Here is a 14,230-nt window from a genome sequence, read left to right on the forward strand (position 1 = left end):
GTATTGGATAAATAATAGATCAGAGATATTTCCTATCCTGAGAATCGCTGTTCTGATTAATAAGCTCCATCTTTTGACAAAACCACGCCCACCGTTCGCAGCAGAATATAAAAATCCAGCCAGACGGACCAATTGCTGACATAATACTCATCCAGTTTATCTCTTTCCTCGCCAATAAAACTAATTTTGCCGCGCCCTTGCACCTGCCACATGCCGGTCATTCCCGGACGCACCCGTTGGTAATTCTTTATCGCCGTGCCAACAATTTTCTGCTGATCTCGTAAATAAGGCCGAGGGCCAACCAGGCTCATCTCTCCTTTTAATACATTGATCAACTGCGGAATTTCATCCAGGCTAAATTCACGCAGGAATTTGCCCATTTTGGTAATACGCGGATCATTCGCTAACTTTTGGGTGCTGTCAAACTCATTCTTTAATTGTGGGTCGGCGGCCAGGTAATTGGCCAATATTTGGTCTGCGCCAACACACATCGTTCTAAATTTCCACATCTTGAAGATTTTGCCATTAAGCCCTACCCGGTCCTGTGTATAAAAGATCCCGCCCGGTGAATCCAGGTAAATCAGCGCCATGATCACCAGCAAGAAGGGCATCGAGATAGTCACAAATATAACCGTAAGCATTAGGTCAGTCAGGCGTTTAACAAAATTTGACCATTTATTTAACAGATTCTGGCTTACCTGCAAACCCAGCACGCCCTCCATGTCTACCGGTTTAACATCGAGGCTGCCCCACCACCCCAGAGAGGAGAGCAGGATGAGGCGCAAGATGCCATTTTCTCCCCGCCGGTTGTGGTAGCCAAAACGATGGTCTTTAATTTGTTCCATCAGCTCGGCTGATATTTCAGGAATCACCAGGATGACTGTGCGAATATACGAGCGGCTGATGGAAACCAGCGCCGATTCTTCATACGGAGTATCGCCATCTATAATGAGCACCGGGCGCATACCCAATCGTATATGATCCTTTAGGAATTTCACAATATGCTGTCCCTCCGGACCGGTGCCCACTACTGCCACCGGTTCCCCCCAAATACCTAGCTTCCTGCCGATAATGCGCGTCAGCCAGCGGTTCACCTGCACCAGCACCAGCGCCATCAGCCATGCAGCTGCAAGTGTCAGGCGCGAATAATTCGTGGAGGTTTTCTCCCAAAATGTAAGTGCAATCAGCAGGAGAAAAACAATACTGGTAGTGCTCAACAACCGCTTCATTTCATAAACCGGGCTCAGCCCAACTCCCGGATACAACCCATTTACAACATACGCCAGCAGAAAAAAGGCCAGGATCGGGAAAATATCCCAAGTCTGCAAAATCGTGATTTTCCCCAGCAGATGGATGCGCAACCGGACTGCGATACCATATGCCAGCCATAGGCTGAATACATCGCTTACTAATAGTGAAAACGCCATAAACTCGCGCGCATGGCGGATTTTAAAAGGTAATGGCGGGATAAGTGAAGCTTGTGAAGAGGATTTGCTCTTTCTGCGCTCAACAAATTCTTCATTCTGATAGTTTTTTTTCATTTACCTCTCCTTCCTTTCCGCTAATAATCACCTGATTGTGCCGAACCGACTAATCATCAAGGGGTATCAAGGAATATTGTTGAGATAGATCCAAAGCCCTATCTTCTTGGTTCTTCCTTCGGAAAATGAATTAAGCCAAGGTGCTGTAATAAAACAAGGATGACAAATTTTGGATATTGGCGATATCGCGGCCATAAACGCTTCGGTTCATTTAATAAACGAAACAACCACTCCATACCGATGCGTTGAACCCAGCGTGGCGCCTGTGGTTTATTGCCCGAAAGAAAATCAAATGCCGCGCCTACACCAATCATGACCGGGGCATTTATTTTCCTCAACTTCTTCTTCATCCACACTTCTTGACGCGGAGAACCCAAACCTACCCATAGGATATCAGCCTGGCTGGCGTTTACCTCTGCAATGATGTCCCTATCTTCCTGCGCCGAGAGCGGGCGGAAGGGCGGGCAAGTTTGCCCGGCAATTTGCAGGCCGGGGAACCGGGCACGCAGGTTTTTGGTCATAAGTGCCAGCAATTCAGGCGAACTGCCTAAAAAGTGGTGACGCCAGCCTTGTTCCAGCCCACGGGCGCAAGCCGCCAGAAGCAGATCCGGGCCGTATACGCGCCGAACTTCTTTATGCCCCTGCAACCGTAAGAGCCAAACAACCGCCATGCCATCAGGCGTTACCATGCCTGCTTCGTTGAATACCGGCAGCAAGCTTGGATCGTTAACGCATTCCATAATGGAGTGCGCCGGGGCAACACAGACGTAGCTGGGGCGGCGCTCTGCCACCCAGGTTTCTATTTGCGACAGGGCAAGATCCATGTTAATGGCGCTGACCTGCACACCGAGGATAGGAACTTGTAGAATATCCATTTCAACAAATATTCATAATCGCAAATATCAGATCAAGGACTCAATACAACTGTTATTCCTGGCGTTTAACAACAAATTCAAGTTCATAATATCCTGGAATTGGTAGTTTCGGCATAAGTAGAAGCCTTAGTCCTAAATTAATTGATCGCTTTCTTCTTTTCCAGATTCGAAAGATCGGTTTAAAAATTTGAATTTTTAGTTGAACCAGCTTAATATCCAAAATCTTCAAACCGCAATCGTTGATGAGTTTTTGAAAACCTTCCATATCTGTGTATTCACGTATATGGGATGTATCAAGTACAAACTCGCCCTTATGTCTGCGATAAAAAACAGCCCATTTTCTCTTAAAAACGGTTGTAATATATGCTTTTGCAGATGGCTTGAGAATACGGCGTACCTCAAACAGGTATTTTTTTTCGTTGAAAACATGTTCCATGACCATCGTTGATATTACAAAGTCCACACTCTGATCGGGTATGTTTGGGATGGATTCCACTGATCCAACAATTGTAGTAATCCATGGGAAGCGAGTTGTTATTCGTTCAAGTCGCGTATTATCCAAGTCCACGGCATAAACAGGGCGAGCTTCAGATATGAATCCTTGTTGATGAAGTAGGTTAAACCATGGTCCGTCTCCACAACCCAAATCAGCGAAACTTACGGGGCCGGGTATTAAATGGGTTCTAAGTATTCCAGGCAACTTAACAAAATCGAAATGAATATACCTCTCTTTATATTTTTTAATATCATTAGTATTCATAGGTTTACAGCACACCACCAAATATTCATTGGGTTTCCAAAGCTTTTATAATGCCTTGTGCAAATCGGCTAACCATGAGTTCAACTGTATAAACATTCCTGACAGATACACAGCCATCTACCAATTTTTGACGCTCATCCTCGTTCAGAAGAAGGCGGATTACACCATCAGCGTAAACTTGTGGGTTGCTGGCAGTATCGACCATTAAACCATTCACACCACTTTCTAAATAACTAATTTCCGGGCTGTGAAGGGGAATTTGGGTAGTTACCAATGGGGTTTCCAATGCAAAGGTATCCAAAATTCCGAGTCCAACCAGGCCAGGCATAAGAAAGAGTTTGGATATGGCAAAATAGGGTACTTTTTCACGATCGAATTTAGGTCCAACGTAATGGATCCAAGGGTATTGAGCATCTGCTTGCTCAACCATCGGCGCATCCACCCCACCGCCAATAAAAATCATCTCAAAATCCGGAATTTGCCGACGTATCAGATGCAGGGATTCGAGCAAAAAGGACAGGCGTTTTTCAGGATATAGCCCGCCGGCGTAGATACCGACATTTAAGCTGAAAAGGCTTAAATCGGTTCGTGTTTTTTTTATTTCCTTCGGCGTAAGGTTTTGAAGGGTATGCGTAAGAGCACGTGTATCAATCGCGTTTTGCACCGATGTGATACGCTCGGGCGGAAATCCCATTTCGCGTACCACAAGCGCGCTCATGTCATTATAAGCAAACCACCAATGAACGCGAGTGGAAACCCTGCGCTTGATCCACTCCCCCAAACGGTTGGCGGAGTTTTTCTGAAAATTTTTGCCGTGTCCCCAAAAAACCAATTTGCGGATTTTCAACCAATACTGCAGCAGCAGGACATAATTGATCAGTAATTTGCTGGCTTGTTCCACGATAACCAAATCCACATCCTTCAGGTAGGAAAGTACTGGCTGCCAATACAGCTCGGTATGCCCGAACTCCCAGATTTTGCTTGGTACTTTGACTGCCCATTCGAGCTCGATGGTGTCGTTTTTCAGCGCGTCGCGGCGGCTGGGCTGACCATAGAGCAGGAGTAACTCGATATTGTTTTCGGACAGAACTCTCCGCAATCCGTTATAAAAATCACGTCTATAGAGGGGTACGGTTTTACTGATGATGGCGATTTTTGGCATGAGTTTGTTTTTAGGTTAGTTATTTTTCCCGAAATGCAATAAATTATTTTGTTATTCCCAAAAACATTACTTTCTGAATGAAACAATCGGGATATGAATAATGAAAAATTCCTTCATAGATGCAACTATTTTGTATAGAAACCCTTAATCAATCTTTTGAAATAAGGTGAAATCCAAAAAACGGGCCAAAAAGTACCGGCGTATCGTTGAGCGAAAACAGCCCATTCCTTGGGCGGCAGTCCAAGGGGAGATAACAATTCCTTCCAGCGGGTTTGAAATGAGATATCTTTATTATCCATTGGGTTGCGCTGGCAGAAACCGCAATAACCTGGGCCAAGATAAATTTCAAAACCGAGCTTACGCGCACGCAGGCCGTAATCGAAATCTCCCAATCCGTGAGTAAAAGCCGGGTCGAGGTTGCCAACCTCTTTGGCAACAGCCCGCGGGATGAGAACGCAATTACCATTCATGGTTTCCACCGGGACAGGCTGCCCTCCAGGCTCGATCAGCGTGAATTTGAGCGGCCGCTTGTGATGCAGCCGTTTGACACCGCCATAAGTCAATTGAAGGGTTTCCGGGTCTTGAAGAGAGGCTGCCACAATAACCTGATTACCCAATTGCGCGGATGTTTCTAAAAGTTTAGACAGCGTTTGTGGAAAAAGGATGGTATCGTTATTAATCCAAAGGTAGTGATCATAATTATTTTTCATTGCCTTGGCAAACGCCAGACGCATTCCGCCATTCCAGTATAAATCCCCGGTTCCCTGCAAGACCTCCACCTCAGGATAATATCTTGCTAGTGCAGCTGAAGTACCATCTGTACTGCCATCATCAACCAGAACCACGGATAGATGCACTTTATCAGGTAAGTCCCTCTGCCTAAATAATACTTCCAGGCAAGAAAGCGTTTCTTTCTTGCGGTTGTGAACAGTAAGCAAGGCTGCGACTTTGATCACGGCGCTGCCTTTGGCTGATTTTTTAGCCCTGAAAGAAGGATGGCAAAACCGAGCATTATTCCCTGCTCATAACTGGGCCCATATGTCATAAAAAACAGCATTTGCGAAACCAAAATCAGTACAAATGCGAGCTTAAGTCTGTCCTGTCGATCTATAAGTAAAGACTTAAGTGCCCTAAAATAAATCAGCAGCAGGATGAATAATCCAAATCCGCCAATATTCAAGAAAGTCTGCACATAAAAATTGTGAGGCGTATAAAAGATGGCATACTTGGAACCAAAAAGGTAACGTTTATAACCGGTTCCGAAGGGTTGCCCAATTGCATAATCAAGACCATTTTGAAAACGATCAGGGGAAAGCAATTCGATCCAGCCGGCTACCCGCCATTTAAAATTTTCCAAATTCATGGCGGAGCCAGCCAGCGAATCAAGCAGAGGATTCTCCCATAAAACCAGGGTGAAAATAGTTCCTAATAAACCTACCGCAAGGAGTGTAAAAAGGAAAACCGGCCTCATTTTCCGCACAAGTAAGAAAATACAAAGCAAAAGGAAAAGAAATATTACCCAAACCGTACGTTGTTGAAGCAGAATAATGGCTGGGATTATGGAATATGGCATAAGTCGTTGTAAAGGCAATACGCCTTTTTGTTGACGAAACACCCATGAAAGCACTAAAGTTTGTAGCAAATAAAATGTTTGGGTTGCGGTGAGGACTCGCGTCATCATGCCACCTGGGGCGATCCAATCAGGATTTTGAGCTAAGCCGAGCGCGACCATGCTCCAACGCCACAAAGCTAGACAGAATAATGCCCAGGTAATAATTCCCCACCAATAGATAAATTGGAGCAATGACTTCTCTTTATATCGAAGAGTAATCGTAATAAAAATTGATGAAAAGAAAAACAGATAATCACGGAAATTATTTATCGCGCTTTCCAGTCCGAATAGATAAATGCCTCGTACCAGAGAAACCCCTAACAAACCACCTAACATCAAAATCGGAAATATAAAATTGCGTCCGGGTTTCGACTTCGATAGGAGTAATCTAATAACGGCCGTTTCAACCATCAATACAGAGAAAATATCAAGCGGGTTGATGCTAAATCTACCTAATTGGGCGATTGGTAATCCGCTTGGCAGTAAATTATCAATGCCAAAAAGCACCAAAATTACCATAATAGCTATTTGGGGGGAACGTAGAAAGAGCGCCAAGGCAAAAGCCATTAGCAAAACTGTAATGACAAGAATACTGGCAGCACTGATTATGTCAATCACTTCATTACCTCTGATTTAGGTTTTATGGCGGAAAAACATGCAAGGGCATACCAGGGTTCACGATCCCAGTCATTTTGACCAGCCACTGATTCGGGTACTTCAAACCACATTTTATAGGTTTGTTTGAAACAAAAAAAAGTGCTTTTGATAATTTTAAAATTTTTAAAGATCCCATTGATTCGCCCAGCGTTATAGAGACGGTTTAACGGCAAGGATTTCCCTATTCCATAAGGTACTGTGACCAGGACTTTTCCACCAGGTTTTAATATGCGGAAAATCTCCCGCATAGCATTGAAATCACCCAATTCATCTTCGTCTGAAATTCCATACCGTCCCGCAACGCCAATATGTTCCAGGGTTGAAACAACAATGACAGCGTCAAAATAATTTTCCTCAAAGGATGTTGAACGGATATCACCTTTTTCTATAATTAAGTTGCCTCTTCGAATCGAGCCGGAAGCATTAATATCAAGGGCATATACAACGTTATCGTTTTCCAGGAGCATGTCCGTGACAGGTAAACCCTCTTTTGCGCCGACATCAAGTACCCGGCCATTTTCAAGACCCTGAATATTCTTATATACCCAGGAATATTCAATCACGCGTTCGTTGATCCAGGGGTGCTGGGCTTGCTTGCTGTTATGAAAAAAGCAATCAGAAAAGGATTGAAACTCCTTTTTACCAGCCCACATGATCACACTTTGGATAAATATAAAAAATTGGATAAGCCAGCCAAACAACTTTTGGGTTTTATCGAACCGGTTCAGGCATACGATGACCGCATGTAGAAATTTCATATACAGACCTATCTAAGATCCTTGCGAAGTTTTTCTTTGGAATTGGACAAAATCTGCTGATACAGAATTTCATACATTGAAGTAGTTTTATTTAAAGAATAGTGCTGTTTTGCCCTTTCACGACCTAAGCGGCCTAATGTGAAACGAAGATCTGGATCTTTTGCGAGGATAAGCATTGCATCCGCGATTTCCTGTGAACTGCGCACATCCACGAGTAAACCGCCTTCACCTAGAGTATTTAAAACCGCCCCACTAAATTTTCCACCAACGACGGGAATGTGAAGAGCCATAGCTTCTGCAATAGCTATTCCAAAGGATTCTTCAAGTGCCGGATGTACCAAAATATCTACTTTTTCTGATAACTCACGCAATAACTCCGGATGAGGAGTTTGCCCCCTGAATTGAACACCTTGCGTAAATCCGTGAGCCTCCGCCCAGCGCTGAGCGGCTTGACCAGGGCCATGCCCATCACCGAACATCCATAACTCGGAATCGGGATATTGTTGATGTACTTTTGCAAAAGCCTCCATAAGGACTTGCCCATTTTTTCTTCCAGCCCATCCTACTAATACCGATGCGAATATAACCTTCCGGGTACGGTTGACTCGCGCGGGTTTGTCAAACAAGGCGTCTGAAACAGGATTCGGGATTACTTCCAATTGGCCGCGATATAGCATTCGTTTGCGATAATTCAGCTCCAGATAAGGAGAGACAACGGACATTACAGATGCTTTTCTGCAAACCTGATAGGCCATTAAAAGACGCATAATAAGGTATGGATGCGGGTGTAAGCGTAGAATTTCCCAGGGCGCATCATGGGCCGTCACCAACACAGGGTATCCACTCGATAGCGCAGCCAGGGCAAATTCATACGTCCAGTGTGCGTGCAATACATCCACCGGGTCATCTTGCATGTCATCCAGCAAATCTTGCCGTTCTTGTTTGAAGAAGTCACGCGCGCGCCTATGGGTTCGGTATCGTCCTATATGGATAGTAAGCTGTTTGCCTGTAAAGGTCTGTGGTTTTGATATTTCAGGCGCCAAAGTAAACAGCGAAATTTGATGGCCTCGATGGAGCAATTCCTCAACCCATGTGGCCATCGGGGAAAAGAGATAGCCTGCTGGCAGATCTTTTCCACGATGAACATATGAGGCCAGCATGCTTAATGAGACAGGTCCAGCAACACCTATTTTCAAAATCAAGACTCCTTCTTATCTCTTTTTATTAAATTGACCAAAGTCGAAAATTCCGGAAAGAGCCAGGCACGCCCGATCCAAAATACCAACATCCACGTAAATATGACAACCGTGCTTCGTGCAAATGAAAGGAGAATATCGGTTATTTTGGCGGTAAAGAAATAATTGGACAAGTTCCATACGGCGACTGTAAGTATTCCCATGAATAAACCGGAAAGAATGGGGCGCAATAACTGCATCCAGGAAATTTTCAGAACCTTAATAGTCATTACACTCAAAATAAACAGTCGAAAAATGTAAATAATAACGATACTCCAGGCCGTTGCCTGGATTGAAAATTGTGCCGCAATTGTCAGAACCAGTATTGCAAAAAAAGCGGTTACCCATTGTGCCTGCATTTCGTATTGCGGTTTTCCCAAACCGTTCAACACCGGTCCTTCCAATCCTACCAGCGCGAGGAACGGCATGGCAACAGCCAATGGTTTCAGCAATGCGGCGGCAGGCATCCACTCGTTGCCATAAATAATCTGGATAATGCTTGTAGATTCCATCGCAATCAACCAATAAATTGGGAAAAAGAAAATCGCGAAGGCGCTCATAAAACCGCGAAAAATTCGGATGGTATCTGTACCTTTTCCCATGCGTGAAACTGCGGAAAATATTGACGTCTGGGCGCTCGTTAAGATGATCCCTGTAGGTGTCCAATTCAAAAAATAAGCCCTGCTGTAGAATCCCAGGTTCTTTACTCCAAAACGCTGCCCAACGACTGCCTGATCGATATTTTGAATTATCCAGTTAGCAATATTTGCCGCAAGGATTTGCAGGCCAAACCGGGTAAGATGGCGAGCGCGTTTAAGCGTAAACGCCGGAGAAAAGCGGGAAAATATAAAAACCATAAGTGCATTCAGCCCACTTTGTATGATTTGGGCAGCCACCAAACTCCATACGCCAAACCCGGCAAAGGCTAATGGAAGACCAAAGCCAAGATACCCAATGAAAAAAGATGTAATCTGAGCTATTTGAAGGTGTTTAAAATCTAATTTCCTGCGCAGCAATGCAGATGGCACCTGGGCAAAGGCCTGAAGCACCAAAATGATTGCCATAACCTGCAGCACCGGTGCTGCCGTTGGAGCCACGAATTGTTCTGCGAGCCAAGGAGAAAGTATCGCGAAAATAACCGCCAAACCGATACCAAAAGCCATCTGCAGTGTAAAGACAAAGGCAATATCCTGGCGATCAATTTCTTTTTGCTGAACAAGCGCCGAACCCAAGCCTGATTCAATGACAAGATTTCCAACACCAATTACCAGCAAAGCGAGCGCCACCACACCAAATGGTTCCGGGCCTAATAGGCGCGCTAGAACAATATTGATAACAAATCCGGCAAAGGAGCGCGCAAAATTCCCTGCCGTATTCCAGGAAAAACCTTCTAAAGCAAAACTGATTGTTTTTTCGTTTTCTGAAAGCGACATTACAAATTGGTTTTCTTTAATATTGCAAAATGGCCAAAATCGTTATGGGGAATTTGAATTTGAAATTGCGGGTTCGCTAAGACAAATTCATCAACAGCTTTTTTTACTCCGGTGGAAAAGAAATCATAATCATCAACAATGATGATCGCTCCCTGATCTGTTCTGGTAATGAGAAACTCGAGCGTGGATTTTATAGGCGCGAACAGGTCAAAATCAATATAAGCAAAAGAAACTTTTTGCGGCAAATCAATATTGGCTTTAAATACATCTTCTATAAAACCTTCGTGCAGTATATATCGATTTAAAGGAAAGTTGACAGCACGCAGGCGCGAAACCACCCAGCTTTTTTGAAAAGACATTGTACCTTTATAGGCATTCATTTGGCCGAGAGAAAAAATATCATCCTTGAGTGTATCTTCGAGCGTTGGATTTGAAAGCCCTTGAAATGAATCAAAGAGATGCAACTTTTTACCGCCTGCTATAATTTCATTGGCGATCAAGGCGGATGTCTCCCCCTGGGCAACTCCAAATTCACAGACATCTCCGTTCACAGTTTGTGTTTGAAAAAGTGCGTTAATAATAAAATAGGCTTCTGCTGGAGGAGTGCCGCGTAATCTGGCCAGTAAAACCGATCTTGAAGCCATTTTATTTAAATTTACTCCCTCGGTCTGCTGAAATAATCTTTCAAACGCTGAAGCCAAACTGGAGAAATTTGAAAACAATACCTGGCGGGATGGTAATCCTTCCGCGCTTTTTATAATCTCATAACCCAATCGATTAAAAAGAGAACGAATGATTTTTTTCATTGTTTATTTACAGTCTCGGATCCTGAACAGGGGAAATTGATAATCGCCTTTTGATGATGTCAGACCTTTACCTGTATCTAAGTATCAAAATAAACGCTTGAAAAACTATCCTGATGCTCAATCCAAGCGTTATGAATTAATTTTTTTTTACAAAAAGACAGAATTATTTTACGGCTTCGATGAATAGAGATTCCGGTCGGTTATCTAACAATTCGATATCGGGACAATTTCCTTGTTGAAAGTCACAGCGATAAGCTTTGGTAAAACCAGCTTTGTCGAGAAGTAATTGAGTAAGCGAGGCTTCGTTATAATGCCAGTGATGCTGGTTTTTTGGTTTTTTCTGCTCGCTCTCGAAAAAATCGCGTAAAAAACTTTCTGCTGATTTGGGACTATAACTTGCTATAACCTTGTCCAGGTCAGGTACTGAGACTCGAACAATTCCCGCAGCTTTCAGAACACGTTGAACTTCGCGCATGCAGAATTCTGCCTGCCATGGGTATAAATGCTCCAGCATGTGGGATAAGAAAACATAATCAAACGTATTTTGAGCAAATGGAAACTTCTTAGTTACATCCAGATAATGAACGTTTTTAAATATGCCTTCCTGGTGTTGTTTTAACCTTTCTTCTGAAGTCAAACCTGATTTATACAAAAGAGAGGCAAGGCCCGGGATCCTGGACACAAAAATATGCGGCGTTATATCTGTGTTGTACCAGCCAGCCAGTGGTTTGTCAAAACATCCTAATTGAAGTTTACTAAATGTCATATATCATTATTTGGAGCTGGCTGTTTTTATCATTGCAAACATATTTAGCATCAGGAGATAGATAATCCGGAACGATGCCACCCTCCAATCACCCCTCGCGATCTGCAGACACCATCCATCAGTCTGATATTGTTTTATTTTTTTTCAATTTCCTTCTTTCCGTGGCTGTTAACTTCCTTTTTTTCTGCTTTTCCTCCTCGCAGCCAATATCCAATCACAATTGCAACCAGTCCCACCTCTACTCCGATGAATTGCTTCCAGCCAAACATGTTGCCTTCACCAATGCCGATCACATCAGCAGCCAGCGATAAGATCTGAAGCACTATACCGAATATAAAAAACACCTTACTGATGGTTCTCTTAGACATGATATTCTCCTTTACTCTTTGTCTTCAATATTCTATTTCTTTCCTGTTGGCTTTGTTCCATGATAGTTCTGATACGCGGAAAAGTTTTGATAGTACTTGTATTGGTAGCCATAAGCCCGGCCGCGGATAATCACGTCGTTTAATACAACGCCCAGCACATGTGCGTTCACCTGGCGCATCTGTTCCAGCGTCTGCCGCAGGGCGCTCGTGCGTGTCTTGCCTGGACACACCACCAGAATCACGCCGTCCATCGAAGGCGCAAGCGCGGCAGCATCGGTCACAGCCAGGGTCGGAGGCGTATCAATCAGCACCACATCTGCCGCCTGGCTCATCAAAGTCAGTATGGCCCGCATACGCTGTGAGCCCATCAGTTCAGCGGGGTTGGGCGGCAGTGAGCCGGTTGTCACTACCGTAAGGCGCTCCACTTTAGTGGGCTGGCGGATTCCGCTCAGTTCCAGGTCGGCATGGGAGAAGAGTGTGCTCATCCCCAGTTGATTGGCCAGCCCAAAATAAGTATGCACGCGCGGGTGGCGCAGATCGCAGTCGGCGATGATCACCTGTTTACCGTTCTGCGCCATCACCACACCCAGGTTGGCGATGGTCATGGTCTTGCCTTCGCCTGCTTCGGCACTGGTTACCATTAGGGTACGCAGGGGGCGGTCTACACTGGTATAGTTTACGTTGGTGCGCAGCGTACGGTAAGCCTCGGCTGTGGGTGAGCGTGAATCTGTTAGCGTGATAGGGGATTTCTTTTCGTGTTCGTGGTGGTTAATCACACCCAAAACGGGTAGATTGAATTTGCGGTTGATTTCTTCAGGTGTCTTGATGGTGTCGTCCAGGGCTTCACGGACGGCAATGATTCCGACAGTCAGTAAAATAGCGGCCACAGCCGCAAGCACTGTGTTCTGCATCACCTTTGGCCTGACAGGTATTAGGTTTAAAGTGGCAGGTTCCACTTGTACGACAGATGAAACGGATTGGGCTTCGGCCAGACGCACCTGCTCATAAGAGAGCAACAGGTTAGAGTACATCTCGCGATACTGGGCAATCTTCGTTTCAAGTTCGGCTTTGTCCTCGGTGATGTATGTGCGTTCCGCCTGGGCTGAATATATAGAGATTTGATTTTCAATATCTGCCATTTGGGTTTCGAGAGTGGCTTTAGACTGGGAGAAACGCTGGGCCTGGATATCCTGGATTTGCGCTGCGAAGACCGTCACAATAGCGTTGGCGATATTGGCAGAAAGAATAGGATGGGAAGTTTCTACGGTTACTTCAATTAGCTGTGTATCGCTGATCGGGGTGACCGTGATCCACTTTTTAATATCTTCCACCGGGTAATCCAGGTCCAATTGCTCAGCCACCTGGTTGAGGACAGGGTCCTTTGTCATCATAAGGGAATAGGTGCTGGTAAGCTGCTCCGACATCATGACCGAGGAGTAATCCGTTGATTCGGTTGCCGATGCTGTATTCAGCAGTACAGTAGTCGTAGATTGGTAGAAAGGTGTCATGCTAATGCTGATGGTAAAGGCGGCCACACCCACCAGCAGCCCAACCAAAATTATCAGCCATGCCCAATGCCAGAATACAGAAAAATACCGGCGCAAGTCTAGACCTTCATCTGTTTGCTCAATTTGGGAATTATCCATTTCCATAATACAGTCCTTTATAATAATTTTCTGTTTTGACTATTAGGATCAGCGTTGGTTTCCATGTACGGTACCACTGACCAGCGCTTTAAGGCCTCAATGCCCGTTGGTTCTTGCTGCGGCGCTCACTTAAATTTACCAACTCAGCAAAGCCTTTATCGATACTTGCGCACACCATACGAGCCGTCACATCTGGTTGGTTAAAATTATCCCGCGCGAGGTCAGGAATTTCATCGCCAGGGACGTTTGCCAACCGGCCAAGTAACACCACCCGACCTCGCACTGCGGGAAATTCCGCTTCGAGAGCCTCTTTATGGCCAAGCTCCATCACCACGATCAGGTCAGCGGCAGAAAGCAAGGCTGCGTCCACCTCCCGAGTGCGGAAAAGCTTCAGGTCAAGTCCCAGTTTTGCAGCTGATGCAACCGCCTTTGTGTGGGCTTTAAGGCCGGGGGATGTCCAGGTGCCGGCGCTTTCCACAAGCCATGTCCCGGGTATGCCTTCTTCGCTCAGCTTATGCATAAAATAAGCTGCTGCGATAGGCGACCGGAACTGATTGGCAGTGCAGACGAAAAGGATGGAAGGCATGCTGTTTCCTTTTTACGGCGTTTCG

Annotated in this window: 14 protein-coding genes; all 14 read right to left on the bottom strand. The window is 45.0% G+C overall.

Translation table 11 applies throughout. The features are described from left to right. Positions 1–56: 56 nt before the first annotated feature. The 14 genes from wbaP to Pelsub_RS10855 all read right to left on the bottom strand — a co-directional run bounded on the left by wbaP (position 57) and on the right by Pelsub_RS10855 (position 14,205). The gene (gene wbaP, locus Pelsub_RS10790) at positions 57–1,541 is read right to left on the bottom strand and encodes an undecaprenyl-phosphate galactose phosphotransferase WbaP (protein ID WP_116223727.1); all 1,485 of its coding nucleotides are present in this window, start codon (positions 1,539–1,541) and stop codon (positions 57–59) included. Between the two features lie 98 nt (positions 1,542–1,639). Continuing rightward, the gene (locus Pelsub_RS10795) at positions 1,640–2,416 is read right to left on the bottom strand and encodes a WecB/TagA/CpsF family glycosyltransferase (protein ID WP_116223726.1); all 777 of its coding nucleotides are present in this window, start codon (positions 2,414–2,416) and stop codon (positions 1,640–1,642) included. Positions 2,417–2,468: 52 nt separating this feature from the next. Beyond that, entirely contained in the window at positions 2,469–3,176 is a 708-nt protein-coding gene (locus Pelsub_RS10800; protein ID WP_116223725.1) for a class I SAM-dependent methyltransferase, read from the bottom strand. Between the two features lie 25 nt (positions 3,177–3,201). Continuing rightward, entirely contained in the window at positions 3,202–4,338 is a 1,137-nt protein-coding gene (locus Pelsub_RS10805; protein ID WP_116223724.1) for a glycosyltransferase family 4 protein, read from the bottom strand. 125 nt (positions 4,339–4,463) lie between these two features. Further along, positions 4,464–5,294 carry a glycosyltransferase family 2 protein gene (locus Pelsub_RS10810; protein WP_116223723.1) on the bottom strand — a complete coding sequence of 277 codons (831 nt, stop codon included), beginning with the start codon at positions 5,292–5,294 and terminating at the stop codon, positions 4,464–4,466. Beyond that, on the bottom strand, positions 5,291–6,568 hold the full coding sequence (locus tag Pelsub_RS10815) for an O-antigen ligase family protein (RefSeq protein ID WP_116223722.1): 1,278 nt from the start codon (positions 6,566–6,568) through the stop codon (positions 5,291–5,293). The genes Pelsub_RS10810 and Pelsub_RS10815 overlap by 4 nt, the downstream gene beginning before the upstream one ends. After that, the gene (locus Pelsub_RS10820; protein ID WP_116223721.1) at positions 6,565–7,365 is read right to left on the bottom strand and encodes a class I SAM-dependent methyltransferase; all 801 of its coding nucleotides are present in this window, start codon (positions 7,363–7,365) and stop codon (positions 6,565–6,567) included. The genes Pelsub_RS10815 and Pelsub_RS10820 overlap by 4 nt, the downstream gene beginning before the upstream one ends. Positions 7,366–7,373: 8 nt before the next feature. After that, on the bottom strand, positions 7,374–8,561 hold the full coding sequence (locus tag Pelsub_RS10825) for a glycosyltransferase family 4 protein (protein WP_116223720.1): 1,188 nt from the start codon (positions 8,559–8,561) through the stop codon (positions 7,374–7,376). Positions 8,562–8,563: 2 nt separating this feature from the next. Then, positions 8,564–10,033, bottom strand: coding sequence for a lipopolysaccharide biosynthesis protein (locus Pelsub_RS10830; protein ID WP_116223719.1), 1,470 nt, complete (start codon positions 10,031–10,033; stop codon positions 8,564–8,566). Continuing rightward, positions 10,033–10,839: a TylF/MycF/NovP-related O-methyltransferase gene (locus tag Pelsub_RS10835; protein WP_116223718.1), complete on the bottom strand. Its 807-nt coding sequence runs from the start codon at positions 10,837–10,839 to the stop codon at positions 10,033–10,035. The genes Pelsub_RS10830 and Pelsub_RS10835 overlap by 1 nt, the downstream gene beginning before the upstream one ends. Positions 10,840–11,002: 163 nt before the next feature. Continuing rightward, positions 11,003–11,605, bottom strand: coding sequence for a class I SAM-dependent methyltransferase (locus Pelsub_RS10840; RefSeq protein WP_116223717.1), 603 nt, complete (start codon positions 11,603–11,605; stop codon positions 11,003–11,005). A 134-nt stretch (positions 11,606–11,739) separates the two neighbouring features. After that, entirely contained in the window at positions 11,740–11,973 is a 234-nt protein-coding gene (locus Pelsub_RS10845) for a hypothetical protein (RefSeq protein ID WP_116223716.1), read from the bottom strand. 32 nt (positions 11,974–12,005) lie between these two features. Further along, positions 12,006–13,625 (bottom strand): polysaccharide biosynthesis tyrosine autokinase, encoded by a 1,620-nt coding sequence (locus tag Pelsub_RS10850; protein WP_116223715.1) that lies wholly within the window; start codon positions 13,623–13,625, stop codon positions 12,006–12,008. 82 nt (positions 13,626–13,707) lie between these two features. Continuing rightward, positions 13,708–14,205, bottom strand: coding sequence for an arsenate reductase/protein-tyrosine-phosphatase family protein (locus tag Pelsub_RS10855; RefSeq protein WP_116223714.1), 498 nt, complete (start codon positions 14,203–14,205; stop codon positions 13,708–13,710). Positions 14,206–14,230 lie beyond the last annotated feature (25 nt).

The organism is Pelolinea submarina (assembly GCF_003966975.1).
Classification (GTDB): Bacteria; Chloroflexota; Anaerolineae; order Anaerolineales; family Anaerolineaceae; genus Pelolinea; species Pelolinea submarina.